Source organism: Pseudorhodobacter sp. W20_MBD10_FR17, assembly GCF_052119765.1.
Classification (GTDB): Bacteria; Pseudomonadota; Alphaproteobacteria; order Rhodobacterales; family Rhodobacteraceae; genus Pseudorhodobacter.
In genome coordinates, this window is record NZ_JBGQOQ010000010.1 from 1 (window position 1) to 25,986 (window position 25,986).

Consider the following 25,986-nt stretch of genomic DNA (forward strand, 5'->3'; position numbering starts at 1 on the left):
ACGGAATTGAAGCCACAACCCCAGACCAGATCGCCGCATGACCGACAAGCCTCAAACACCAGATTTGACAATAACTCACAACGCTCATCTCGCCAACAAAGACATTCCACAGTTGCGGCAACTCATCCAACGAAGATCGGCGCAAAAACTGGCCGAAACGCGTGATCCTCGGGTCGGATTTCAGCTTTTGCGTGGCGTCCCATTCCGCGCGGGCCTGCGGGTTGGCGGCAAGGTAATCGGCCATCCGACCGTCCGCATCGGTGACCATGCTGCGCAATTTCCACATGCGGAAATGCCGCCCCTCTTTACCCACACGCAACTGACTATAGAACGCGCTGCCACCATCACGGCGCACGCCCAACGCGAGGCCAAAAATGATCGGCACAATAATCGGGCCTGCCAGAACAACAGCCACGACATCCAGCGCACGTTTAAAAAAGTTTCGATATGCACCGCGCCGCCGAGGCTTGGCCTCAAACGGTAGGAATACAAGATCAGCGGCCCGAACAGGATCTTCACTGACCTCCGGGCCAACGGCAAGTAAATCTGAATAACGCATTGTCATTTTTGCGACCCAAAATACAATTGGGCACCCAAAAAGCGCGCATTAAACATGTTGTGATTAGGGCGGCCGGTCAAAGCCATCTCAAAACCATCAATTAGAACACAAAACTTATGATTAAAGCAGATCATAACACACACTCGGCAATTACGCCCCCGCTTACCCTTTTATCATATCTTAAGCGGGATTGGCGAAAATTATGGTCAAAGGTGCACTATATTATCGTAAAATTGTCTGCAAATTCGACGCGCAATTTTATGCCGTCAGGTTAATACAACCCGCGCAGGAAACGCCAACTCAGCGCATCGACATTAACCATTTGGGTGATTCGAAAAACGCCGCAAGAACTGCTAGTCTTGGCCTGTAGGGTAGCCCACGCGCCGTTGCTTTGCGCCGCGCCTTTGGGTGACGACGCACCCAAGGCTATTGGTTCCACACAGGCATAAATCTCTGTCAGTGTGCCTATTGGCAATCTACTGCCAGGCCGCTGACAGACCATAGCTTTGCACCCGAGAGCGTAGAACGGCCATCGTGATAAAGGCTGCTGCGCCGAAAACGCCGACTACCGGATAGAGAAGAATTGCGGCCCACAATGGTGCGCCCATGAGCAAAGAGGCCAACGTGGCAAAAACGCCAAAAACAATGCCCGAAAGTAAAACGCCGATAACCATTTCAAACCCTTCCCGCCAAATTGCCTTGGCTTTTGATCGTGTTACTTATTGGCAGTGGCTCCTCCGCCGCTACGTTAATTAATGTGTCGGCAGAGTGTGGCAAGTCTTGGGCAAGCTTAGGGCGGCAACGCGGCGTCTTGAATCTTTTAAGGATAAATTGACGGTGTCTCATCAAGGGCCAGCAATTGCCCGCAGTCACCAAAGGCTTGGCTGCGCGGTTCCGGGCTTGCAACGGCGCGGCCGCCCTTTACACCTGAACACAGTCAAAGGAGCCGCTGCTGTGAAAATTGCTTATCTCGTCAACACATACCCGCGCGCCTCGCACACATTTATCCGGCGCGAGGTACAGGCGCTAGAACGGCTAGGGCATCAGGTCCACCGCTTTGCAATGCGGTCCGAGAGGGGCAGTCTGATCGACCCCGCAGATCTGGCTGAAGACACCCGCACCGAGCATGTGCTGCAAAAGGGTTTGTTGCCTGTTGCGTGGGTGGCTTTGTGCTGGTGCATGGCGCATCCGGCAAAGCTGGCCCAAGCCTTTGCGGCAGCAATGCGGGCGGGCAAGCGCGGTGCGGGGCAAACAGCCGGCACGGGTGGGCGCTTGCGCCAGTTTGTGTATCTGATCGAAGCCGCCTATGTCGCCCAGCGCTGCGATGCCTTGGGTATTCAGCATTTGCACGCCCATTTTGGCACCAACTCGGCCGCGGTGGCGATGCTGGCCCATTTTCTTGGCGGCCCGCGCTACAGTTTCACCGTCCATGGCCCCGAGGAATTTGACGCGCCTTTAGCCTTGATGCTCGATGAAAAAATCCATCATGCGGCGTTTGTCGTGGCGATCAGCAGCTTTGGCCGCAGTCAACTGTACCGTTGGGCCGCCCTACCCGATTGGAAAAAGCTGCATGTCGTGCATTGCGGCATCGAGCAGGAAAAGTTTACCGCCACCAGCCCACTGCCCAGCGGAGGCCCGCATTTGGTGGCGATCGGGCGTCTGGCCGAACAAAAGGGCTTTTCCATGTTGATTGAGGCGCTGTCACTGGCGCTGCCTTTGCACCCGAACCTACGGTTAACACTGGTCGGCGATGGTCCGCTTCGCCCCGAAATAGAGGCCCTGATCGCCACCAACGGGTTGTCGCAAAACGTCATCTTGGCAGGTTGGCAAGATGAGGCAGGCGTGCAGGCAGCCCTTGCCGCCGCCCAAGCGTTGATTTTGCCATCCTTTGCCGAAGGCCTGCCGATGGTCGTGATGGAGGCAATGGCCGCAAACCGACCGGTGATTGCCACAGCCATCGCAGGCGTGCCGGAACTGGTGGTCGCGGGTGAAACGGGTTGGATTGTGCCCGCAGGTGACCCGCTGGCGCTGGCCGAGGCGATTGCCGCCCTCGCCGTCACCCCGCCCCAGACCCTTGCAGCAATGGGCCAAGCCGCGCATGATCGGGTGTTCGAACGCCACGATGTTGATATCGAAGCTGCCAAGCTGACAGCGCTTATCACAGGCGAAAAAGTCGGGGGCGCAAAACTCTCGGGGGCAAAGGTTTAACGCCCCCGCGTCCAATCTGAATTGCCACGCCGCGCCTTTACCGCCCCCGCCTTTACCGCCACAGACACAGCCGCATAGGTGGCAAAGCCAAGCGGATCAGCCACCGCGCGGCGCAGCAGTCCCAAAACGCCAAGCGGCGCCTTGCCTTCTTTTGCCAAAATATCGGGATAGCTTTGGGCAAGCTGCGCCACGCCCGCATCTTGCCTGCGCCGCACGCGGACCAAGGCGGCAAAGCCCTCGATCATCGGCCAATGATAGGCGGCATCAACGCCCACCCGTTCACTGGGCGCGAAGTGAAGCCGCACAAAGGTATCATCCGAAATAATATCGGGAAACGCGCCCCACCGCGCCCGCCCCGCCGCGTTCACCGCAAACAACCCGTATCCGGGGGCCACCGATTGCGTGAAAGGCATGGTTTGCCAAAACCGCGCATAGGCCCGCGTGACCGCCGATTTGGCGCACGGAATAACCGCCCGCCCCGAGGCATAGCGCGGCGCCGAGGTGCTTAGCGCCTGTTCCAACTGCGCCATCACATCGGGGCTAACAATCACATCTGCATCCAGATAGGCCCGCATATCGCCCGTTGCTGCCGCATCACCTGCGTTCAGGGCACCGATCTTGCCACCTTCGGGCAGGCCAATCACCTGCAAGCGCCAGCCCTTGGCCGTGGCAATCTCGGCAAAACCCTGCGCGCGGGCGGCGGTATCATCGCGGCAACCGTTGGCGACCACGATCACCTCAGCACCCAGTACGGTATTGGACGCAAACAGCGCGGTCAGGCAGGGGCCGATATAATTCGCCTCATTGCTGGCGGGGATGATAACACTCAGCACGTCTTGCACCCATGCGCGAGCGCCTGCCAGCGCGGGTTATCATCGCCCAAATGCCGCAAACCGCCCCAACTGCCCCATTTGCTCGGCGCATAGACATCAACAAAGGCATTAAACGGCGCAGGCGTCAGCGCGGCCCAGCCCTCTTGCAGGTTTTCGTAAAGCACCCCCATTTGTGGCGCATAGTTTAAATGTTGGAAAAAGGCGGTGACCTCGTCGTCATCCACCAGCGCGCCATTGGCAACCACATGCGTGCCGCCCTCATACATCATCAAGGTTAGCCCCCGCTGCTCTGCCACGGCCGCGTGGTGCGGTAAAACATGTGTCAGCAAGTCGACCAACGTATCCCTCGATTGGCCGGTGACAAAGCCGTTTTCCAGCTCGGTCGCGGCGCGGTCGGTGGCCATATCAAAGCGGTGGGTTGCGATATAGTCATCCTTGGCCTGCCCCGTCAGCCCTTGTTGGTCGGCCTGTGCCGTGGCAAGCCTGCGGCTATCGGCCAGCCAACCGCGCAGCACATTCGCCTTGTCATCGCTGCCCAAACTGGCGGCGAAATAACCCGTCACAGCATAGGCGTCAAAGCTGTCGACAGGCGGTTTATGCCCTTCGGCGACCGACAACGGCGCATCAAGAATTTGATCCTCTAGCCCGATCCAGCCGGTTTGCGTGGAAATCACGCGGGTCAGGCGGTCTTTGGCGCTGTCGCCAAACACCTCGGCCCAAATATCCATCACCTCGGCGGCGCGCATACCGTAATACTGCATCCAGCAATCAGCGGTTTTCCAACGGGCGCGGCATTGCGCATCGGCCCAAGCGGCCTGCCCGAACTGCCAGTTCCACACCTCATTCGAATATTCGACCTGCGCATGCAGCCCCGGCGCAAGGCCATCGCGCACCACTTGCGCATAAAGGCGCACCAGCGCGTTGCTGGCCAAATGCGGTATCGTAAACCACGCATCGCTGCGCAGTTCATTGGCCAGTGCCACCATCACCTCAACCGGTACACCGTTGATCGCCCAGCTAAAATTGGTTGATTTCGGGCGGTCCTGTATTTCGGCCAGCGTGGAATTGTTGGTCGCGATCCAATCCATAAACCGCAGCCCCTTTGCACCGCGAATACGGCCCAGCCAATCGGGGTTGAACAGCGCCCCCGCATCAAAGGCGGCCAGATGATCATCGCGCACAATCGTGATGTCGCGGATCGGGTCTGCGGCCTCCAAGCGCGATACCGTCAGGATAACGCTGCCCGGCCCCGGCGAATAGTCAAAGCTGATACGACCGGGGGCGGCCTCAATATTTTCGGCCCGCCCTGTCAGGGTCAACTCACCGCTACCCTGATAGCGCAGCACATAGCGGCCTGCGACCTTGCCCGCATCCTCGGGCAGATCGGTCAGCACCAGCGTAGAGATGCCGGTCACATCGGGCGGCATTGCGGTTGGCCAGCCATTGGCATCCAGATATCCGCCTGCAAGCAATGCGTCATAGTCCACCCCGCCCCAACCGCCCGCAAGATGCCCGATCCAAGGCCGCGCGGTTTTCATCACATCCAAGAAAGGCTGCTGCACCGACCAATCATTGACCGCGGCAAGCCCCAAGGACAGGCGCGGATTGGTGATCGCACGCGGCACATCTATGGCCACGGCTTTGGTCACAGCGGGGGTAGCTTTTTCGACGGTTTGGGTGATTTCGGGGGCAGCCGCCTCAGGAACCGCCATTTCAGGAACAGCGGTGGCGGGTGTGACGACAGGGTCAGGAACAACGGCAACGGCGGGGACAACAACAGGCGCATTGGTCGCAAACGCCTGCGCCAACGCCTCTATCCGTGGCACATCGGTCGCGCGGTAGTCCTCAACCGCCGCCCAAGCAATGCGCTGAAACGCGGAGGCTTGGGCATCGGTAATCACCCCAGCCCGACTAATCCAATGACGGGTCAGTTTGGCGGGCAGGCCCTGTGGGTCTTGGCCCGTAATCACCGCGATATGCACCAGCGCGAGGAAATAAAGGGCGCGGTCGTCGGGGTGGATATCATCGTCAAACAGCGCGTCGATGCTGGAAATTCCCGGCACCCCACCTGCGGCAATCGCATCGGCCAGCCGCCCCATCGCCTGACCGGCTGGGATTAACCGGACCAAAGGCGCGCCTGTCGGGCGGGCGGCATTGGCGGCGGCGGTAGCGCCCTCCCACAAGGGCAAGTCCTTGGTCAGCCGGTCGCGCCACGGAATGCCTGCGTCGGGATCGTCCTTTATCTCTACCCCCGGCCCGCTTTGGATGCTGGGCCATGTCTCATAGATATAGACCTGAGTATCGGGCCGCGTCTGCCACGCCAGCCCCGCGAATTTTGCCACATAACCGCCGGTGTCATTCCATTGCACTTGGGCGAAAATCGGGGTCGCCTCGGTCAGCACCAGCACATCTATTTCGCCCTTGGGCAAAATCACCCGCGCATCGCCGCGCTCGCCTTCAGCGCTGTTATCCCAGCTATAGCGCAAAGGGGCACCGTTGATCACTTGCGCGGAAACCGCTGAAGGCTGGCCTTGTTTGCCCAAGCCTGCCTCTATCATCGGCGGCAAGGACGGCCCGACAAGGCTGTGACCCACAAGCAAAATTTTCGTCAGCAGGGTAAGCAAAGACATCGGCACCCGTCCCTTATGATCCGCAAAACCAAGCTGTGACGGGGCCTAGCCCGCAACACCTGTGAAAGCATAACCCGAGACGGCCTGCCAGACCAGCCGTTGTAGCGGCACCACTGCGGCAGGTGGCAAAGCAATCGCGAGTTGCCCATTTGCTAGGCGCAAGCTGTGCGGCAAACCCTCGGGGCTGCGCTGGTACAGCACGGCAAAATGAGTCAGCGCGATGATATAGGTCCCAAGGTCATTCAGGTGGATTTGGTCAACCGCCCCGTCTTCAACTGGGCCGTTTTGGGTTTTTGCAAACAGGTCCTCTCGGCGGGTCAGGCCCGGCACTTTGCCTGCCTCAATCGCGCGGGTGGCTGCGGCCAAAACTTGGCCCCCGGGGATAAGGTAGATGGTGCCCACGGCGGGGTCTGCCATTGCCACGCGCAGCAGCTCATCCTGCCATGCCTGCGTAAGATCACGGTCAATACGGTCAAGCCAGCCTTCGGGGTCATCCAAATTGTGCCACAACTCATACAGATACAGCCGCACGTCGGGGTTGCCAGACCGCGCCACCCGCGCCCAATGGGCAAGGTTTGCACCGCTGTCATGGTAACGGATCGCATCGCGGATTTCGACCATTTCAGCAAAAATAACAGCGTCATACCCTGCCTTTGCAAGGCTTTGCGCAGGCTGATGAAAGCTGTGGGCGTTTTCTTCGGCAAAGCCCGGAACCGCGCCGGTACGATGCTGGTCAAGGCTGGCGCCCCAGCCCAACTGACTGGCGTGGTGGTGGGTCGCAAACCCCGCCGCTTGCGCCAATTGGTCCAGCATCACCGGCATATCGCGCCCGACAAGGCTGTGACCAAGGTGATACACCGAAAGCCCATGATCCGGCGGGCGCAACGGTGTGGCATAGCGCGCGGCAAAGGGCCCCGCTGCCATGCGCTTGGGCGACATCCATCGCGACAGACCAATCCCCGCCAGCGCGCAGGCCAAGCCTGCCAAAATAACCCGCCGCTTCACTCGGCTGTGCATAACTTTCCCACTCTTTGGCAAATTCCACTGTTGCTTGGCCATAAATCTGGTATCTCTTGGGGCAGAAGCCAAGCCTGGGGGGCTAAAAATGATCGGTTTCCATTTGCTGCGCACCCACAAAGGCCGCGCACGCTATTACCGCGTCGATGTGGCTTATAACCTGTTTGGGGAATACTCGGTGCTGCGCGAATGGGGGCTGCGCGGCAGGCCCGGCGCGGGTGCTGGCAGCCGCCAGATCACTTGGTTTTCCAACCTGCGCGATGCCTGCGTTGCCGCTGAAAAGTGGCAAAAGCGGGCGGTGGGCCGCGGATATGACCGCCTTATCAACGACTAAGGAATACATGAGATGACACATATCTGGGTCCGCGCCGAACAGCGCCCGAATGAAGAGCGCGTAGGCATTACCCCCCAAGGCGTAGCCGACATGTTGGCCGCAGGCTTTCAGGTCACGGTCGAGGAGAGCTCGGTTCGGGCCATTGGGATTGACGGGTACCGCGCCACGGGTTGCGCGATTGCGGCTGAGAACAGCTGGCCAAGCGCCCCGCATGATGCGCTTATTTTCGGGTTAAAAGAGCTGCCCGATGACGGCACGCCATTGCCCCACCGCCACATCCTGTTTGGCCATGCCTACAAGGGCCAACCCGACGGCCAAACCCTGCTGCGCCGGTTCAAGGCGGGGGGCGGCACGCTATATGATATTGAATATCTGGTTGATGAGGACGGGCGGCGCGTTGCAGCCTTTGGCTATTGGGCGGGCTATGCGGGGGCCGCTGTGGCGCTGAAATGCTGGGCCGCACAGCAGCGCGGGCAAATTGCGGGGCCGGTAGCGAAATACACCGGCAAGCAGGCGCTTTTGGCCGACCTGCACGCCGAACTTGCCACATACCGCCGCCCACGTGCCCTTGTGATCGGCGCTTTGGGCCGCGTGGGCACAGGCGCGTCCGATCTGTGCGAGGCCTTGGGCATAGCCGTGACCAAATGGGATATGGCCGAGACCGCGCATGGCGGCCCCTTCCCCGAAGTGCTGGCGCATGAGATCTTTTTGAACTGCATTCTGGCGCGCCCCGGTTGCCCTGTGTTCGTGCCCAAAACCGCCCTGATCGACCCGCGCGCGCTGACGGTTATCGGCGATATCGCCTGTGATCCGACATCCGCGTTTTCGCCCATCAAAGTGTATGACCGCGCGACAGATTGGGCCGCCCCTGCCCTGCGTGTGGCCGAAAACCCCGTGCTTGACGTGACGGCGATTGATAACCTGCCCTCGCTCTTGCCCGTTGAAAGCAGCGAGGATTTTGCAGGGCTTTTGCTGCCATCCTTGCTAACACTGAATGACCTGACAAAAGGCGTGTGGGGCCGCGCGAAAACCTTATTCGATACACATAGCGCCAAAGTCTGAGGCCAAGCGCCCAAAAAGTGTAGGCCCCCAAAAAATCTGGGTAAAGGTGATCCAATCACCAACCGCCTGCGTAATGGATTTATGTTTGATCTCATGACACGCGAAAATATTGCTGCACTGCCCGCGCCGCCGCCTTATGATGGCGACGCGTTAAGGAATGCGTTGCGCCAGAAAGGGCAGCCTGTGCCAGATCAAACTGTGCCAGATCAATCTCTGGCAAATCAAGACGATTGGGGTACGCTGATCCAGCGGGTCAGCACCAGCCAAGACAAAGCGGCGTTTGCCGCGCTGTTTCGGCATTTTGCCCCCCGTATCAAAGGGTTTTTAATGAAATCCGGTGCCAGCGCCGCGCTGGCCGAGGATTGCGCCCAAGACGTCATGGCCACGCTGTGGAACAAGGCGCACCTGTTTGATCCGGCCCGCGCCTCGGCGGCAACTTGGGTGTTTACCATCGCCCGAAACCGCCGCATCGACGCCTTGCGCAAATCGCGCAGGCCAGAACCCGAAGACCTGCCTTGGGGGCCAGAAGCCGAACCCGACCAGCATGACGCGCTAGAGCTGCGCCAAGAAACCGCGCGCCTGGCCGAGGCGATTGCCGACTTGCCCGAGGCCCAGCGTGACCTGATTGCGCGCGCCTATTTTGGCGAGTTGTCGCATAGCGAAATCGCGGTCGAGACTGGCCTGCCGCTTGGCACTATCAAATCCCGTATCCGTCTGGCGCTTGATCGCCTGCGCCATAAGTTAAGCTGAAAGAACGCATATGCCGATCCGCCACCATATTTCCGACCAACTGCTTATGGCCTATTCTGCGGGCCAGTTGCCCGAAGCGTTCAGCCTGATTATGGCCGTTCACCTGTCAATGTGCGACGACTGCAAGGCGCGTCTTGGCGCCTTTGACGCCGTTGGCGGCGTGGTGATGGGCGGCTGTGACGCGGTCGCGATGGGCACAGACAGCCTTGCCGCAACCTTGGCCAAGCTGGACAACCCTGTGCCAACACCGCCTCGCGTTCAAAGCAGCTTGCCAGCCCCCTTGGCCGATTACATCGGTGGCGATTTGTCGGCGGTGAAATGGCGTAGCCTTGGCGCGGGTGTGCGTCAGGCGATTTTGCCCACAGATAAGTCTGCGACCGCGCGCTTGTTGTATATTCCCGCAGGCAAACCAGTTCCCGACCACGGACACCGTGGAACGGAATTGACCTTGGTTTTGCAAGGCGCGTTTCACGATGAGGTAGACCGCTTTGGCCCCGGCGACCTGGAAATTGCCGACGAAGAGCTGAACCACCAGCCGATTGCCGAGGCTGGTGCGGATTGCATTTGCCTTGCCGCGACCGATGCGCCGCTGCGGTTCAACGCGTTCATCCCGCGCCTTGTGCAGCCGTTTTTCCGTATCTAACGCGGGTTAGGTCGCGGTTTTAGAAATCGCGGCCTTAGAAATCGACCGCAATTCCCTTTTTCTCCCAATCGCCATAGCGCACAGCCTCGGGGCCAATGCGTCCGCCCAATTCGGTGGGCAGTGGTGGTGCGGCATCTGCGGCTTTGCGGCGTTCTTCGGCCTCGGCCAGCGCACGCTGGGCTGCTGGCGGAAGATTTACGGGCGGCAGGTCGGTCATGTCACTGTTATCATCGGGCATCGCACAGCCTTCCTTGTCTGAACATCGGGTTTGATATAGGCCGCAATGAACAAGCAAACAACAGGAACAGCACAATGGCAGTCGACGGAGCAGCAGCGCGCACCGCAGCAGTGGCCCTTTTGGGGGCGGTTCTGGATGAGGGGCAGCAGTTTAGCCAAGTCATAGACGCGCCCGACGGCCCCCTTGCGGGCCTGCCCCCATCGGAAAAAGCCCGTGCGCAACGGCTGGCCCTAACCACGCTGCGCCATGTGGAACAGGCCGACCGCGTGCTGCAACCCTACCTGCGCAAATCGCCGCCGGATTTGGTGATGAACGCTTTGCGGCTGGGTGTTGTGGAACTGGCCGTTGACGGCGGGGCGGCGCATGGCGTGGTGAATGCTGTGGTTGATCTGGTCAGCCGTGGCAATCGCACAGGGCACATGAAAGGGCTGGCCAATGCCGTGATGCGCAAGGTCGCCGCCACGCCCGAACCCTTTGCCAAGCTGCCACCACAACGGATGCCGCAATGGCTGCGCCAACCGCTGGTGCACCGCTGGGGGCGTGATGTGGTTGCCGCGATTGAGGCGGTGCAGGGCCAAACCCCGCCGCTTGATCTGACCGCCAAGGCGCAAATGCCGGAGATTGACGGCGCCACCGCCCTGCCCACCGGCAGCACGCGGCTGGCCCATGCGACCCAAGTGTCGAACCTGCCCGGCTTTGCAACCGGCGATTGGTGGGTCCAAGATGCCGCCGCCAGCCTTGCCGCGCGTCTGCTGGATGCGCAAGCGGGCGAGTGGGTGCTGGACCTGTGTGCCGCACCGGGGGGCAAAACCCTGCAACTTGCGGCTGCGGGTGCCACTGTGACCGCGCTGGATATTTCCTCGCCCCGCCTGAACCGTTTGCGCGAAAACCTTGCCCGCACAGGGCTTGCGGCCGACATCATCGCCACCGATGCGCTACATTGGCAACCGCCTGCGCTGTTTGATGCGGTGCTGCTGGATGCGCCGTGTTCGGCCACGGGCACCCTGCGCCGCCACCCCGACCTGCCGTTTATCAAGGATGATAGCGACATTCCCGCGCTGGTAGCCCTGCAAGCGCAACTGATCGACAAAGCGCTGACCTTTCTGAAACCCGGTGGGCGGCTGGTGTTTTGCACCTGCTCGCTGCTGGCCGAGGAAGGCGAAGACCAACTGGCCGCCACCCTTGCCCGCCACCCCAACCTGACGGTAGAACCGCCAACCCTGCCAGGCATCGCTCCTGAATGGGTTACCGAGCAAGGTGGCCTGCGTCTGCGGCCTGATTATTGGGCAGAAATCGGCGGCATGGACGGGTTTTTCATGGCACGTTTGCGGGTTCCTGCATAACCGCGCTCAATTAACGGTGACAGCACGGGCCTGCGCGGCTATGATCGCGGCTAAGCAGACCCTAAACGGGCATACGTTTGAGTGGCAGTAAAGATGAGGCACCTTGGCTAACCCCGGTAAAGATGGGTTCGCGGCGCGTAGAACGCGCTGGCAGAACCGGCTGGCGGCTTGGCGTGCACAGCGCAGCCATGCCGCAACGGGGTTTGTATCACAGCCCGAACCGCGCAGTATCGGCATGTTCGCGCGCGGCAAACAGTTAACGGCGGGCAACTTCCTGTTCGCGGGCCGCCTGATCGAGGCCCCCGGAGAATCACTGTGGGATGCGCCCAGCACATCCGCCAAATTCTGGGCCGAAGCGCATGGTTTTGTCTGGCTAGATGACCTGGCCGCCGTGGGCGACCCGATTGCCAAGGCCCGCGCACAAGATTGGACGTGGGGCTGGATCGCCCGATTTGGCACAGGCAAAGGACCGGGCTGGACACCCGATTTAACCGGCCGCCGCCTGATCCGCTGGATAAACCACGCTATTTTCTTGATGAATGGCCGCAGCCCGGACGAGACAAAGCTGTATTTCAAAGCCTTGTCGGTGCAAACGGTATTCTTATCACGGCGCTGGCACGCAACCGCCCCCGGACTGCCGCGGTTTGAGGCCCTGACCGGCCTGATTTACGCAGGCCTCGCGCTGACTGGGATGGAAAAGCTGGTCACCCCCGCTATCATAGCACTGGCCCGCGAATGCGAGGCCGAGATTGATGACCACGGCGGCCTGCCCACCCGCAACCCCGAAGAGTTGCTGGAGGTGTTCAGCCTGCTAACATGGGCTGCACAAGCCATTGGCGAAGCAGGAAAAACTGTTCCCCAAGCCCACCGTGCCGCGATTGAACGCATCGCGCCCACCTTGCGCAGCCTGCGCCATGCGGATGGGGCGCTTGCGCGGTTTCACGGCGGCGGGCGCGGAATGGACGGGCGGCTGGATCACGCGCTTGCGGCGTCAAACATTCGGGCAGCAGCGGGCAACGGGCCTGCGATGGGGTTCTTGCGTCTGGCGGCGGCCCGCACATCTATCGTCATAGATGCCGCAGACCCGCCCGGCGGGGCCGCAGGGGCCTCGGCCCATGCCTCGACCCTTGCGTTTGAAATGACGTCGGGCCGCAGGCCGGTGATTGTGAACTGTGGCTCGGGTGCGCCTTTTGGGGCCGAATGGCTTCGCGCGGGCCGTGCGACGCCCAGTCATTCCACCCTCACGGTTGAGGGGTATTCGTCAAGCCGCCTGAACCTTGGCTCGCCCGAGGTGATGGCCGACCGCGCCCATGTGACCCAAACCCGCCCAACCGAGACCGCCGAGGGCCATGCCTTGCGCCTTGCGCATGATGGCTGGGTTGCCACACATGGCCTCACCCATTCCCGACTGTTGTTATTGTCACATGATGGCCGCCATGTCGGCGGGCAGGATGAGCTAAGCGCCGTATCGCCCAAAGACCGCGCGCGCCTTGCTGCCGTGATGCAGCGCAAATCAGATACGGCGATTCGGTTTGCCATCCGGTTTCACCTGCATCCTGATGTGGATGCCGCGATTGATCTGGGCGGCAACGCCGTCTCTTTGGCCCTGAAAAGCGGCGAGATCTGGATTTTCCGCCATTCCAACGCGCAGGGTCTGGCGCTTGAACCATCGGTTTACCTTGAAAAAGGCCGTTTGAACCCGCGTGCGTCGAAACAAATCGTCCTTTCTGGCCATGTCGCCGAGTATGATGCCGTGATTGGCTGGACCTTGGCGAAGGCACAGGATACTCCGCTGGCCATCCGCGATCTTGAACGAGATGAGTTCTAGATCTTGTCCTGACCCAAGTTACCCCAAGGAATTTGCCCATGACTTCCGATCTTGCCCCTGTAAAACGCGCGCTTTTGTCCGTGTCTGATAAGACGGGGTTGATTGACCTCGCCAAGGCGCTGGCGGCCCATGGGGTCGAATTGCTGTCTACTGGTGGGTCGGCGGCGGCGCTGCGCGATGCAGGGCTGGTGGTGCGCGATGTGGCCGATGTAACAGGCTTTCCCGAAATGATGGACGGGCGGGTGAAAACGCTGCACCCGATGGTCCACGGCGGTTTGCTGGCCCTGCGCGATAACGCCGACCATCAGGCCGCTATGGAAACCCACGGCATTGCGCCGATCGACCTGCTGGTAGTGAACCTGTATCCGTTTGAGGCGACCGTGGCCAAAGGTGCCGATTATGACACCTGCATCGAAAACATTGATATTGGCGGGCCAGCGATGATCCGCGCGGCGTCGAAAAACCATGCGTTCGTCAGCGTGGTCACCGACCCCGAAGATTACAGCGCCTTGCTCGCCGAAATGGATACCAATGGCGGCAACACCACCTATGCGTTCCGTCAGCGTCTGTCGCAAATCGCCTATGGGCGCACGGCGGCCTATGATGCGGCTGTGTCGAACTGGATGGCGGGCGCGTTGGATATTGCAGCACCCCGCCGCCGCGCCTTTGCAGGCACGCTTGCGCAAACCCTGCGTTACGGCGAAAACCCGCATCAGGCCGCTGCGTTTTACACCGATGGAACCGACCGCGCAGGCGTGGCTACGGCCAAACAATGGCAGGGCAAAGAGCTGTCCTATAACAACATCAACGACACAGACGCCGCGTTTGAGCTGGTCGCCGAATTTGCGGGCAAAGGCCCGGCTTGTGCGATTATCAAACACGCGAACCCTTGTGGCGTGGCCACGGGTGCGACCTTGGCCGAGGCCTATGCGCGGGCGTTTGATTGCGACCGCACCTCTGCCTTTGGCGGGATTATCGCGTTGAACCAAACGCTTGACGGGCCAACAGCCGAAAAGATTGTCGAAATCTTTACCGAGGTCGTGATTGCACCCGATGCCGATGAGGCCGCCCGCGCGGTGTTTGCGACCAAGAAAAACCTGCGTTTGCTGACTACGGGCACCCTGCCCGATGCGTCCACGCTGGGCCTTGCGTTCCGGCAAGTCGCCGGTGGCTTCTTGGTGCAAGACCGTGATGCTGCCAATGTGACTCTAGATGATCTGCGCGTGGTGACAAAACGCGCCCCAACCGATGCCGAAATGCGCGATTTGCTGATGGCGTGGACCGTGGCGAAACACGTCAAATCCAACGCGATTATCTATGTCAAAGACGGGGCGACCGTGGGGGTTGGCGCAGGCCAGATGAGCCGCGTTGACAGTACCCGTATCGCTGCCCGCAAGGCGCAAGACATGGCCGAGGCGATGGGCCTGCCGAACCCGCTGACCATCGGGTCGGTTGTGGCGTCGGATGCGTTTTTCCCCTTTGCCGACGGGCTGATCACTGCGGCCGAGGCCGGGGCCACGGCGATTATCCAACCCGGCGGGTCGATGCGCGATGATGAGGTGATTGCGGCGGCGGATGCGGCGGGCCTTGCGATGGTGTTCACCGGCCAGCGGCATTTCCGGCACTAAGATGCGGATGTTTTGGGCGGCCCTAGCTGTTTTCGCATTGGATCAGGCCAGCAAACTGGCCGTGGTCTTTGGCCTCAACCTGCGCGAAATCGGCGAGATGGACATCTGGCCGCCCTACCTGACCTTTCGCATGGCGTGGAACAAGGGCGTTAACTTCGGCCTGTTCTCCCATAACGCCGATGCGATGCGCTGGGTGCTGGTTGTGGTGTCTTTGGCCATTACCGCTTGGGTCTGGCGCTGGATAGCGCGGGGCAATCAACCGAAACTGGCGCAAATCTCGGCCGGTATTTTGATCGGCGGGGCCTTGGGCAATGTGATTGACCGCGTGGCATATGGTGCTGTAGCCGATTTTCTGAATATGTCTTGCTGTGGCTTTGAAAACCCCTATGCATTCAATGTAGCGGACATCGCAATCTTTGCCGGCGCGGCGGGCTTGGTGTTTTTCGCCGCCGATGGCAAGACAAAGTCGCGAAAGACCCCGTGACGCGCCGATAAGTTTCGGCTAAACAGGGGACGAATGATTTGAAGGAGGCGGAAATGCTTACAGGAAAAGGGGTACTGGCACTCGCAACAGCGACGATGCTAACACTTGCCGCCTGTTCCGGTGACACTCCGCAGCTTATGCATTTGCGGGCTTCGGGTGACGGACCAGATGAATTTGCGATTCTTCCTACAAAATCGCTACAAATGCCGACGGATTTGAAGACCCTGCCAGAACCAACTCTTGGTGGCACCAACCTGACAGACCCAACGCCCGAGGCCGATATTGCCTTGGCCCTTGGTGGCCGTTTGCGCGATGGGACGGGCATTCCAGCAGGTGATTCTGCGCTTGTAAACCATAGCGCCCGCTATGGTCGCTCGGCCTCGATCCGCACCGATTTGGCAGCCGACGACCTGCAATTCCGCCGCGATAATAATGGTCGTTTGTTGGAACGTGTGTTCAAAGTGAACGTCTATTTCAAAGCCTATGCAAAACAATCGCTTGATCAGCAGGCTGAATTGCAAAAGTGGCGCAATCGCGGTGTGCGCACCGTCTCGGCCCCGCCCGCCAAAGCGGATGAGTAAAACCTGCGTTAACAGCCTGCCTCTTTACGCTTTGAAGGCTTGACCCTGCGCTTGCTGCGTTTAGGTGTAGGCCTGAACGCCGAACGGAGGATTGCCGATGCTGCGTAAACTGTTGATGCCCATTGGTTTGGGGATGCTTACCGCCACTTCGGCGCTTGCCGATAAGGTTACCACATTCACATTGCAAAACGGGCTAGAGGCTGTGGTGATCGAAGACCACCGCGCCCCCGTTGTGACCCATATGATGTGGTATAAAATCGGCTCGGCGGATGAGCCGCGCGGGAAATCCGGCATTGCGCATTTCTTGGAACACCTGATGTTCAAAGGCACCGAATCGGTGGCCCCCGGCGCCTTTTCGGCCACAGTCGAGGCGCAGGGCGGTGACGACAACGCCTTTACCTATTACGACTATACTGCCTATTTTCAACGGGTTGCCACAGACCGGCTTGACCTGATGATGACGATGGAGGCCGACCGGATGCGCGGGCTTATCCTGTCCGAGGATAACGTGAAAACCGAACGCGCCGTGATTATTGAAGAACGCGCACAGCGCACCGACAGCGACCCAGGGTCATTGTTTGGCGAGCAGCGCCGTGCGGCACAATACCTGAACCACCCCTACAGCACCCCCGTCATCGGCTGGAAGCATGAGGCCGAGGCTCTGACCCGCGAGGATGCGCTGTCGTTCTATCACACCTATTACGCGCCCAATAATGCGGTGCTTGTGGTTGCGGGCGATGTGAATCCTGATGAGGTGAAGGCGATGGCCGAATCCCATTATGGCCCCGTAGCCCCTACCCCCGGCTTGGGCGAGCGTAACCGAGTGACCGAACCGCCGCAACTGGCCGAACGCAGGCTGGCCATGACGGACCCGCGCGTTGCGCAACCCTATGTTATCCGCAGCTATCTTGCCCCCGAGCGCAACAGCGGTGCACAAGAACAGGCCGCAGCCCTGACCGTTTTGGCCGAGCTGCTGGGCGGCAATTCCACCACCTCATTGCTGGCGCGCGCGTTACAGTTTGGCGATGCGCCCAAGGCCATTTACACCAGCGCCTATTATGACGGCCTGTCGCTGGATATCAGCGATTTTGGCTTTGTCGCGGTGCCGACGCCCGAGACTTCGCTAGCCGATCTAGAGGCCGCGGTCGATGACGTGTTGGCAGATTTCTTGAAAAATGGCGTCGATCAAACTGCATTTGACCGCATCAAACGTCAGCTCCGCGCGGCCGAGATTTATGCCCGCGACAACGTGGATGGTTTGGCGCGCGAATATGGCACCGCATTGACTAGCGGCCTGACGGTTGCCGATGTGCAGGCGTGGCCCGATATTTTGCAAGCGGTAACGCCCGAGGATGTGCTGGCCGCCGCACAAGACGTACTGCGCCGCAACAACGCCGTCACCGGATGGCTGGAACGCGATGATGCTGATGCCCCCAAAGCCGAGGTAAACCAATGATACTGCGCGTTTTCTTTGCCGCCCTTGTTGCGTTTTCCTTGCCCGCATATGCCGAACTGCCAATCCAAAAGGTCACCTCGCCCGGCGGCATTACGGCCTGGCTGGTCGAGGATCACGAGATCCCCTTTACCGCGCTGGAAATTCAGTTTCGCGGCGGCACCTCGTTGGACCCTGCCGAACAGCGCGGTGGCGTGAACCTGATGACAGCGCTGCTAGAGGAAGGGGCCGGCGATCTGGATGCCCAAGCCTTTGCCAACGCCCGCGATGCGCTTGCGGCCCGTTTCGGGTTTGGTTCGAGCACCGACAGCGTCAGCATTTCGGCGCAGTTTCTAACCGAAAATCGTGATGAAGCCGTTGATTTGCTGCGCCTTGCGATCACAGCGCCGCGCTTTGATGCCGATGCGGTGGAACGGGTGCGGGGGCAAGTTTTGTCGAACATCCGCGCCGAACTGAAAAGCCCCGAGGCGATTGCCGCCAACAGCTTTGACCGCCTAGCCTTTGGCACGCACCCCTATGGCAGCAATGGCGACGGCAATGAAATGAGCGTGGCCGGCCTAAGCCGCGCCGATATTGAGGCGGCCTTTAAAGGTGCGCTAAGCCGTGACCGGATTTATGTGGCGGCGACAGGCGATATTGATGGCGCACAGCTGGGCGCTTTGCTTGACACATTGTTGGGCGACCTGCCTGCAAAAGGCGCACCCTTTCCAAAGCGCGCAGATTGGGGCTTAACGCCCGGCGTTACCGTGATTGATTTTCCCAGCCCGCAATCGGTAATCTACTTCGGCCAACAAGGCATCAAGCGCGATGACCCCGACTTTTTCCCCGCCTATATCTTGAACGAAATTCTGGGCGGCGGCCGCTTCACCGCGCGCTTGATGACAGAAGTACGCGACAAACGCGGCCTGACCTACGGCATCAGCAGCTATTTGGTGCCGCAAGATTATGCCGAGATGATGGTCGGTCAGTTTTCCAGCGCCAATGCCACCACGGCCCAAGCGATTGACATCGTGCGCGCCGAATGGAAACGGCTTTATGATAACGGCGTCACAGCCGAGGAACTGGCCAAAACCAAGACCTATTTGACCGGCTCTTACCCGCTGCGCTTTGACGGCAACGCCCGCATTGCCCGCATTTTGGTTGGCATGCAGGCCGATGGGTTGCCCATCGATTACGCCCAAACCCGCAATGCGAAAATTGAGGCGGTGACGCTGGAAGACATCGCCAAAATCGCCAAACGGTTGCTGAAGCCTGATGATTTGCACTTTGTTGTGGTCGGCCAACCTGAAGGCCTGCCCGAAAACCTACCCAAGCCGTAACGAGATTTAAAAACGGTGGATAACTGTTCCGGCATGGTGGCAAGACTGCTGCCGCCATGCTAGAAATGGTGCCATGATTGCTGCAAACCCCTACATACACACCACCCAGCGCCCCATCATCCGCCAGTTGGATGAGGCCGCTATCAACCGCATTGCAGCGGGTGAGGTGGTCGAACGCCCTGCCTCGGCGGTAAAAGAGTTGGTGGAGAACGCGCTGGATGCGGGCGCGCGGCGGATCAGCATCGACTATGCCGATGGCGGCAAAACGCTGATTCGCGTCACCGATGATGGGTGCGGCATGACCGCCGAAGACTTGCCACTGGCACTGTCCCGCCACGCTACGTCGAAAATTGACGGCTCTGACCTGCTGAACATCCATTCCTTTGGTTTTCGCGGTGAGGCGCTGCCCTCGCTGGGGGCTGTCGGGCGGCTGACCATCAGTTCGCGCCCAGAAGGCAATGACGGGATGATGATCGCCGTTTCCGGTGGCCGGATTGACCCCGTGCGCCCCAGCCCGCTGTCACAAGGCACGATCGTTGAGCTGCGCGATCTGTTTTACGCTACGCCTGCGCGGCTGAAATTTATGCGCTCGGACCGTGCCGAATCAATGGCGATTTCCGAGGTGATAAAGCGGCTGGCGCTGGCCGAACCCGAGGTTGGCTTTACCCTGCGTGATGTCTCAAATGGTGAGGCGCGGGTAATGTTTCGCGCAGACCCCGTGTCGGGCGACTTTTTTGATGCGCTGCACGGGCGCGTTACTTCGGTTTTGGGGCGCGATTTTGCCGACAATGCCTTGGCGATTGACCACAGCCGCGAAGGGCTGCGCCTTGTGGGGTACGCAGCGCTGCCGACCTATTCGCGCGGGTCATCCGCCGCGCAATATCTGTTTGTGAATGGCCGCCCTGTGCAAGATCGCGCGCTGTTTGGGGCCTTGCGCGCGGCCTATATGGATGTGCTCAGCCGTGATCGCCACCCCGCTGCCGTGCTGAACATTGAATGCGATCCGCAAAGCGTTGACGTAAACGTCCATCCGGCGAAATCCGAGGTGCGGTTTCGCGACCCTGCCCTTGCACGGGCGTTGATCGTATCGACCCTGCGCCATGCGCTTGCCGAGGCGGGGCATCGGGCATCTGCGACCGTTGGCGCCGAAACCTTGGGCGCGTTTCAGCCTGAAACCAATCAGCCGCCGCGCGTGTATCAGATGGACAGGCCGTCCTCTGGCGCGATTTCAAGCGCTTATACGTTTCAGGCCCCAAGTGCGGACATGGGCTTTGCCGAGGCACCGACAGCACGGATGGAACCCCAAGAGATTGCGCAAACCGATGCCGCCCGCCCTTTGGGGGCCGCCCGCGCGCAGGTGCATGAGAATTATATCATCGCCCAAACCGCCGATGGCATGGTGATTGTCGACCAACACGCCGCCCATGAACGGCTTGTCTATGAACGGCTAAAGGCGCAGCGCGATGCCAATGGCATTGCCGCGCAGGCGCTTCTTATCCCTGAAATCATTGATCTTTCTGCGTCTGATACCGCCCGCCTGTTGGATGTGGCCCCCGAGCTTGCACAGCTTGGGCTGGTGATTGAGGCGTTTGGCGGTACGGCGATTGCCGTGCGAGAAACGCCTGCGATTTTAGGCCGCGTCAACGCGAGCGCCCTGCTGCGTGATATTCTGGACGACCTTGCCGACCTTGGCACATCTGACCGATTGCAAGCCCGCATGGATGCGGTTTTGTCGCGGATGGCCTGCCACGGCTCTATTCGTTCGGGCCGCCAAATGCGGGCCGAGGAAATGAACGCCCTGCTGCGCGAGATGGAGGCGACACCGCTTTCAGGCCAGTGCAACCACGGCCGCCCGACATATGTTGAACTAAAGTTGGCTGATATTGAAAAGCTGTTTGGCCGCCGATGATTGAAATCGCAGGACAAACCTACCCGTGGAATGACCCGTTGGTGTTAATCATCGCGGGTGCGGCGCTTGTGGTGTTGGGGTTTTTCCTGCTGATTTTACGCGCGGCAGGGCAATCGGCACGCGCGGCCGAACCCCTAATGCGCGAAATGGGCTGGCTGGGGCAACGCGTGCAAAACCTGTCGGAGGGCCAAGAGCGGCTGGCGGGCGGCCTGCACCATGTGTCGGAAACCCAAACCCATAGCCAGACCGCCATGCTGCAACTGATGGAAAAGCGGCTGGCAGAGGTGCAACGCAGCATGACGGAAAGCCTGCAAGGCACCTCAACCCGCACGGCACATAGTTTGGGCGAACTGCAACAGCGGTTGGCAACCATCGATAAAGCGCAGGCCAATATCGAAAAACTGTCAGGCAACGTATTGGGGTTGCAGGATATTTTGTCTAACAAGCAAACTCGCGGGGCCTTTGGTGAAATTCAGCTGAATGATATCGTCCACAAGGCACTTCCGTCCGATGCCTATACGATGCAGGCCACGCTTTCCAACGGCAAGCGCGCCGATTGCCTGATCCACCTGCCCAACCCGCCCGGCCCGATTGTCATCGACAGCAAATTCCCGCTGGAGGCCTATGAGGCGCTGCGCCGCGCCCGCACGCCTGCCGAGCAGACCGAGGCCGCACGGTTTATGCGCATATCGGTGCGGACGCATATCAAAGCGATTTCGGAAAAATACATCCTTGAGGGCGAGACCGCCGATGGGGCGCTAATGTTTTTGCCGTCCGAGGCAGTCTATGCCGAGCTGCACGCCAATTTCCCCGAATTGGTGCGCGACGGCTTTGCGGCAAAGGTTTGGATCGTGTCGCCAACCACCTGCATGGCCACGCTGAACACCATGCGCGCCGTGCTAAAGGATGCACGGATGCGCGAACAGGCCGGCGCCATTCGCACCACCCTGCGGCTGTTGCACCGCGATGTTGAACTGATTGTCGGGCGTGTGGATAAGCTGAACACCCACTTTCATCAGGCCCGCGCCGACCTTGAAGGGATTGGCACAGCCGCAGAACGCGCAGGCAAACGCGCGGCAAAGCTGGATAATTTTGATTTTGAAGAGCTGGCACCTGAACCTACGCTGCCAGGTATCGGCAACACCGCTGCCGAATGACGGCTGCCTAATGCTTGGAGCCCCAGCTCAGGGATGCATGTTTGCGGGTAAAGTGTTCGGCCATCAGCCCAATCACAAACACCACAAATGTAACCTTTAGCGGGTACATGTAATTGCTGTAATGCGGGTGGTAATTCAAAAAAATAAACCCGCGACCTTGGTCAATCGTGTGAAACAGCGGGTTCCAATCAAACAGCTTTAGCTTGGATGTCGGCATCGCATTAGCCAAAAACATCTTACCGCTCGCGATCATGTTTGCGCGTTGGTAAAGCTGGGTCACGATGCCCATTGTTTCAGGTTGCCACGGCTTTAGCGCCAAAAAAAGTGTGCCGATTGCCACACCGCTGGACCATGAAATAAGCAGCATCCCGATGGCGCCGGGAAGGTCATGAAATTCAATCGGTTGAAACGCCGCGTGGTAGACATAGATCACTACCCCCGCCGATAATACCTGAATATAAAGCGAACTGAGCGCTGCCGAGGCGATTGCGACCAATGTATTCATCGGGGCGTGCTTCATCATTGCGGAGGTTGGTCCTTCGCAGCCCGCAACCGCCCCCAAGGCCTTGATATGCGTCATATACATAAAGATGCCAGACATCACATAAAGCAAAAAGTCACCGCGAATTGCATTACGACGCAGGCCCAAAACGTGGAACATAATGTAGAACACACCGACCAGCATAACGGTCTGAAAGATGTTCATTAACAGCCCGATTGCGGGGTTCCCGTGATTCTTGCGGACGTTTCTTACCGTGGCATGAAAGATCAATTCCATCATACCTAACGCCGTGCTTACCCGATTTTTTCGGGCCTCGCGCTGAAACATCGTAGATCCTACCTCTGCTCGGTGGTGGCCCTCGTCGTTTTTATAGCTTTGAAATCTTGATGATTCCTTAGGTACGGATGATAAGGGGCGACAAGTGTTTTTACAATATTATCAAAACAGGTCAAAAATATGGAGCGTATTATGGATTTCCCCCCCTTTGTGGCGCTGATGCGTAAACTGGCGCTAGAGGCTGGCGATAAGATCATGGAAGTCTATGCTGACCCCGATTTTGACGTGCGTTCTAAGTCGGATGAGAGCCCGGTGACTGAGGCGGACGAGGCTGCGGATGCCATTATTTCTGCAGGGTTGCGCGCGGCCTATCCCGATGTGACGCTGATCACCGAAGAGCAAGCCGATAGCCACGCACTGCAAGCCCAGACCTTTATGATTGTTGATCCGCTTGACGGCACCAAGGAATTCGTGAATCGGCGCGGCGATTTTACCGTGAATATCGCCTATGTTGAAAACGGCGTGCCAAAGCTGGGCGTCGTCTACGCTCCCGCCAAGGGCCGCCTGTTTTATACCCGCGCCGATGGGCAAGCCGTTGAAGAAACGGGCGATTTTGCCAAGGATGTCGTCGGCCCCACACATGAAATTCACGTTTCAACTCCCGACGACAGCGCCTTGATGGTTGTCGCGTCAAAATCGCACCGTGATGCTGCGACCGATGCCTATATCGGAAAATATGCCGTGCGTGATATGACGTCTGCGGGCAGCAGCCTAAAATTTTGCCTTGTAGCCACGGGTGAGGCAGACCTTTACCCCCGCCTTGGCCGCACCATGGAATGGGATACGGCGGCCGGTGATGCGGTGTTGCGCGGGGCGGGCGGCCATGTCGTGCGTTTTGATACCCACGCGCCGCTTGCCTATGGCAAAGCGGGTTGGGACAATCCGTTCTTTATCGCCTATGCACCGGGCGTGTCGCTGAAAAAATGACCGCCCAGCCTGCCAGCCTGATCATCGTCAGCCGCCACCGGACTGCGGCGTTGAAGGTGGCGCTGGCAGGCGTGGTGCAGATGGACTACCCAAATTTTGAGGTGATCGTTGTCACTGATCCAGCCTCGGCTGGGGCGGTGCGCGGGTTGGGGTTGCCTGTGAAACTAACAGAATATGACCAGCCCAATATTTCAGCCGCGCGCAATATCGGCCTGCAATTGGCGGCGGCCCCTGTGGTGGCCTTTATGGATGATGACGCGGTGCCCGAGCCAAGCTGGCTGTCGCGCCTGACGGCCCCCTTTACCAACCCGCAGGTCACGGCGGCGGCGGGGTATGTTTTGGGGCGATCGGGGCTTGCGTGGCAATGGCGGGCGATGTGGGTGGATAGTGACGGCTTTGACCATCCGTTTGACGCCGGCCACCAGACCAGCCTGCACAGAGGCACACCACAGCGCACGATCAAAACCCAAGGCACCAACTGCGCCTTTCGCCGTGACGCCGTGCTGGCGCTTGGTGGTTTTGATGAAGCCTATACCTTTTACCTTGATGAAACCGACCTGAACCTGCGGCTTGCGGCCCAGGGTGGGGTAACGGCGGTTGTGCCGGGGGCTGTGGTGCATCACGGCTTTGCGCAATCCAGCATGCGGACGCAGAACCGCGTGCCTACCGACCTTACGCAAATCGGCCACAGCCTTGCGTATTTTATCACCAAGCATGGCCGAAACCCGGCGGCGTTGCAAAAGCATGTGGCCCATCAACGCGCCCGATTAATTCGCCTTGTGCTGCGCGGTGCGATGGGGCCTTTCACTGCGCGCCGCCTTATGGCTGGCCTGCAACAAGGCATTGCCTTGTCCAAAGAGCCCGCGAACCACGCCCCACTGATGCCCGGTCAAACCCCGTTTCTGCCGATGCCCAACACCGGCCCGCGCCCAGGCTGCCTGCTGATAGGCCGCAGCGCGGATCGCCACCTGCTGGAACAGCAGGCCCAGGCCGCCCGCGCCAACGGACACATCGTAACCCTGATTCTTTTGTCGCGCGGCATCCGCCCCCACACCCACCGCTTTACCGAAAACGGCTGGTGGGAACAAAGCGGAGGCCGCTTTGGCCGCGCCTTTCGCAACGGTCAGCGCTTTGTTTGGTGCAACGCACAAGAGCGTCGGCAGATCGAGGCCCGTCGCCTTAGGGAGTTGCGACCAATTAACTCTATCCATGATGATGAAAAAAAACTAAACAACCCTTAATTGTTTCCAATTTGTCAACTTTCTGCCGAAATTATACCCCAATTGGCTGCGAAAGCATGCAACAGGTTAACAATACAACGAAACAAATTGGGTAAGGTCGAGTCCATGACAAGCAGAAAAATTACAAAAGCAGTATTTCCCGTCGCCGGAAAAGGCACGCGTTTCTTGCCAGCAACCAAGTCAATCCCCAAGGAAATCATGACGCTCGTTGATCGTCCATTGATCCAATACGCGATTGATGAGGCCCGCGCCGCTGGCATTACCGAATTCATTTTTGTGACCTCGCGTGGTAAATCCGCGCTGGAGGACTATTTTGACATCGCGCCCGAGCTTGAAATGACATTGCGCGAAGCTGGCAAAACCGAGTTGCTGGACGTTTTGCATAAAACCAACATGGACAGCGGCGCCATCTCTTATGTCCGTCAAAATCAGGCGCTGGGGCTTGGCCATGCTGTCTGGTGCGCCCGCCGTTTGATTGGTGATGAGCCGTTTGCGGTTTTGCTGCCCGATGATGTGATCGCGGCCGAAAAACCTTGTTTGCAGCAAATGGTCGAGGCCTATGCCGAAACCGGCGGCAACATGGTTGCCACAATGGAAGTTCAGCCTGAAAAGGCCGGCTCTTATGGTGTGCTGGATGTGGCCGAAGACAATGGCGATATCGTCCGCGCCAAAGGCATGGTTGAAAAGCCGAAGTTTGGTGAGGCCCCCTCCAACCTTGCCGTCATCGGGCGCTACATCTTGTCGCCGAACGTTCTGACAAACTTGAACGAAATGAAAAAAGGCGCCGGTGGCGAGATCCAGCTAACGGATGCAATCGCCCAAGAGCTTGACGGTGGATCATCGATTTACGGTTACCGTTTCCGCGGCCAGCGCTACGATTGCGGCTCAAAGGCTGGGTTCTTGCAGGCGACGGTGGCCTTTGGCCTTGCCCGCCCTGATCTGCAAGACGAGTTTGCGGAATATTTGCATGACGTGATCGAGCTGCAAAAGGTGGCAAAGTAAGT

At 59.4% G+C, this 25,986-nt stretch carries 24 protein-coding genes; 17 read left to right on the forward strand and 7 right to left on the reverse strand.

Translation table 11 applies throughout. The annotated features are described in order from the left end of the window. Both ACEN2J_RS08615 and ACEN2J_RS08620 read right to left on the reverse strand, forming a co-directional pair. The coding region (locus tag ACEN2J_RS08615; RefSeq protein ID WP_442104998.1) for a sugar transferase at window positions 1-565 on the reverse strand (565 nt) is incomplete at its 3' end. A 470-nt stretch (window positions 566-1,035) separates the two neighbouring features. Further along, window positions 1,036-1,233, reverse strand: coding sequence for a hypothetical protein (locus ACEN2J_RS08620; protein ID WP_442105000.1), 198 nt, complete (start codon window positions 1,231-1,233; stop codon window positions 1,036-1,038). Between the two features lie 280 nt (window positions 1,234-1,513). On the opposite strand from ACEN2J_RS08620, the gene ACEN2J_RS08625 reads away from it, so the two are divergent. Further along, window positions 1,514-2,767 carry a glycosyltransferase gene (locus tag ACEN2J_RS08625; RefSeq protein WP_442105002.1) on the forward strand — a complete coding sequence of 418 codons (1,254 nt, stop codon included), beginning with the start codon at window positions 1,514-1,516 and terminating at the stop codon, window positions 2,765-2,767. Here the strand turns inward: ACEN2J_RS08625 and ACEN2J_RS08630 are convergent. Genes ACEN2J_RS08630 through ACEN2J_RS08640 form a run of 3 tightly spaced genes read right to left on the reverse strand, consistent with a single transcriptional unit; the run spans window position 2,764 to window position 7,247 of the window. Further along, window positions 2,764-3,600, reverse strand: coding sequence for a glycosyltransferase family 2 protein (locus ACEN2J_RS08630; RefSeq protein ID WP_442105004.1), 837 nt, complete (start codon window positions 3,598-3,600; stop codon window positions 2,764-2,766). The two genes, ACEN2J_RS08625 and ACEN2J_RS08630, sit on opposite strands and share 4 nt — an antisense overlap. Further along, the gene (locus ACEN2J_RS08635) at window positions 3,594-6,230 is read right to left on the reverse strand and encodes a hypothetical protein (RefSeq protein WP_442105006.1); all 2,637 of its coding nucleotides are present in this window, start codon (window positions 6,228-6,230) and stop codon (window positions 3,594-3,596) included. The genes ACEN2J_RS08630 and ACEN2J_RS08635 overlap by 7 nt, the downstream gene beginning before the upstream one ends. Before the next feature lie 45 nt (window positions 6,231-6,275). Then, window positions 6,276-7,247, reverse strand: coding sequence for a hypothetical protein (locus tag ACEN2J_RS08640; protein ID WP_442105008.1), 972 nt, complete (start codon window positions 7,245-7,247; stop codon window positions 6,276-6,278). An 88-nt stretch (window positions 7,248-7,335) separates the two neighbouring features. Here ACEN2J_RS08640 and ACEN2J_RS08645 point away from each other — a divergent pair, with 88 nt between their 5' ends. The 4 genes from ACEN2J_RS08645 to ACEN2J_RS08660 all read left to right on the forward strand — a co-directional run bounded on the left by ACEN2J_RS08645 (window position 7,336) and on the right by ACEN2J_RS08660 (window position 10,036). Next, on the forward strand, window positions 7,336-7,581 hold the full coding sequence (locus tag ACEN2J_RS08645) for a WGR domain-containing protein (RefSeq protein WP_442105010.1): 246 nt from the start codon (window positions 7,336-7,338) through the stop codon (window positions 7,579-7,581). A gap of 12 nt (window positions 7,582-7,593) precedes the next feature. Then, the gene (locus tag ACEN2J_RS08650; RefSeq protein WP_442105012.1) at window positions 7,594-8,643 is read left to right on the forward strand and encodes a saccharopine dehydrogenase; all 1,050 of its coding nucleotides are present in this window, start codon (window positions 7,594-7,596) and stop codon (window positions 8,641-8,643) included. Window positions 8,644-8,856: 213 nt separating this feature from the next. Continuing rightward, complete coding sequence (locus ACEN2J_RS08655; RefSeq protein ID WP_442105215.1) at window positions 8,857-9,393, forward strand: sigma-70 family RNA polymerase sigma factor; 537 nt, start codon at window positions 8,857-8,859, stop codon at window positions 9,391-9,393. Window positions 9,394-9,403: 10 nt separating this feature from the next. Beyond that, complete coding sequence (locus tag ACEN2J_RS08660; RefSeq protein WP_442105014.1) at window positions 9,404-10,036, forward strand: ChrR family anti-sigma-E factor; 633 nt, start codon at window positions 9,404-9,406, stop codon at window positions 10,034-10,036. A gap of 34 nt (window positions 10,037-10,070) precedes the next feature. Here the strand turns inward: ACEN2J_RS08660 and ACEN2J_RS08665 are convergent, their stop codons facing one another. Next, on the reverse strand, window positions 10,071-10,274 hold the full coding sequence (locus ACEN2J_RS08665; RefSeq protein WP_442105016.1) for a DUF1674 domain-containing protein: 204 nt from the start codon (window positions 10,272-10,274) through the stop codon (window positions 10,071-10,073). Window positions 10,275-10,348: 74 nt separating this feature from the next. Between ACEN2J_RS08665 and ACEN2J_RS08670 the strand changes: the two genes are divergently transcribed. The 9 genes from ACEN2J_RS08670 (at window position 10,349) to ACEN2J_RS08710 (ending at window position 21,976) form a co-directional block, all read left to right on the forward strand. Next, complete coding sequence (locus ACEN2J_RS08670; RefSeq protein ID WP_442105018.1) at window positions 10,349-11,617, forward strand: RsmB/NOP family class I SAM-dependent RNA methyltransferase; 1,269 nt, start codon at window positions 10,349-10,351, stop codon at window positions 11,615-11,617. A gap of 103 nt (window positions 11,618-11,720) precedes the next feature. Then, window positions 11,721-13,445 (forward strand): heparinase II/III family protein, encoded by a 1,725-nt coding sequence (locus ACEN2J_RS08675; RefSeq protein ID WP_442105020.1) that lies wholly within the window; start codon window positions 11,721-11,723, stop codon window positions 13,443-13,445. A 38-nt stretch (window positions 13,446-13,483) separates the two neighbouring features. Then, window positions 13,484-15,073, forward strand: coding sequence for a bifunctional phosphoribosylaminoimidazolecarboxamide formyltransferase/IMP cyclohydrolase (purH, locus tag ACEN2J_RS08680; RefSeq protein ID WP_442105022.1), 1,590 nt, complete (start codon window positions 13,484-13,486; stop codon window positions 15,071-15,073). Window position 15,074: 1 nt separating this feature from the next. Further along, entirely contained in the window at window positions 15,075-15,557 is a 483-nt protein-coding gene (gene lspA / locus ACEN2J_RS08685; protein WP_442105024.1) for a signal peptidase II, read from the forward strand. Window positions 15,558-15,610: 53 nt separating this feature from the next. Next, a complete protein-coding gene (locus ACEN2J_RS08690) occupies window positions 15,611-16,138 on the forward strand; it encodes a DUF3035 domain-containing protein (RefSeq protein WP_442105026.1) in 528 nt (175 codons plus the stop codon). A gap of 97 nt (window positions 16,139-16,235) precedes the next feature. Beyond that, window positions 16,236-17,594 (forward strand): M16 family metallopeptidase, encoded by a 1,359-nt coding sequence (locus ACEN2J_RS08695; protein WP_442105027.1) that lies wholly within the window; start codon window positions 16,236-16,238, stop codon window positions 17,592-17,594. After that, entirely contained in the window at window positions 17,591-18,910 is a 1,320-nt protein-coding gene (locus tag ACEN2J_RS08700; RefSeq protein WP_442105029.1) for a M16 family metallopeptidase, read from the forward strand. The genes ACEN2J_RS08695 and ACEN2J_RS08700 overlap by 4 nt, the downstream gene beginning before the upstream one ends. 73 nt (window positions 18,911-18,983) lie before the next feature. Further along, on the forward strand, window positions 18,984-20,819 hold the full coding sequence (gene mutL, locus ACEN2J_RS08705; protein WP_442105031.1) for a DNA mismatch repair endonuclease MutL: 1,836 nt from the start codon (window positions 18,984-18,986) through the stop codon (window positions 20,817-20,819). Beyond that, window positions 20,816-21,976, forward strand: coding sequence for a DNA recombination protein RmuC (locus ACEN2J_RS08710; protein WP_442105033.1), 1,161 nt, complete (start codon window positions 20,816-20,818; stop codon window positions 21,974-21,976). The genes mutL and ACEN2J_RS08710 overlap by 4 nt, the downstream gene beginning before the upstream one ends. A gap of 7 nt (window positions 21,977-21,983) precedes the next feature. Here the strand turns inward: ACEN2J_RS08710 and ACEN2J_RS08715 are convergent, their stop codons facing one another. Next, a complete protein-coding gene (locus tag ACEN2J_RS08715) occupies window positions 21,984-22,757 on the reverse strand; it encodes an ABC transporter permease (protein ID WP_442105035.1) in 774 nt (257 codons plus the stop codon). Window positions 22,758-22,946: 189 nt separating this feature from the next. Between ACEN2J_RS08715 and cysQ the strand changes: the two genes are divergently transcribed. The 3 genes from cysQ (at window position 22,947) to galU (ending at window position 25,984) form a co-directional block, all read left to right on the forward strand. Further along, window positions 22,947-23,741 (forward strand): 3'(2'),5'-bisphosphate nucleotidase CysQ, encoded by a 795-nt coding sequence (cysQ, locus tag ACEN2J_RS08720; RefSeq protein ID WP_442105036.1) that lies wholly within the window; start codon window positions 22,947-22,949, stop codon window positions 23,739-23,741. Continuing rightward, window positions 23,738-24,982: a glycosyltransferase family 2 protein gene (locus ACEN2J_RS08725; RefSeq protein ID WP_442105037.1), complete on the forward strand. Its 1,245-nt coding sequence runs from the start codon at window positions 23,738-23,740 to the stop codon at window positions 24,980-24,982. Before cysQ ends, ACEN2J_RS08725 begins: the two co-directional genes overlap by 4 nt. Before the next feature lie 105 nt (window positions 24,983-25,087). Further along, entirely contained in the window at window positions 25,088-25,984 is an 897-nt protein-coding gene (gene galU / locus ACEN2J_RS08730) for a UTP--glucose-1-phosphate uridylyltransferase GalU (protein ID WP_442105039.1), read from the forward strand. Window positions 25,985-25,986 lie beyond the last annotated feature (2 nt).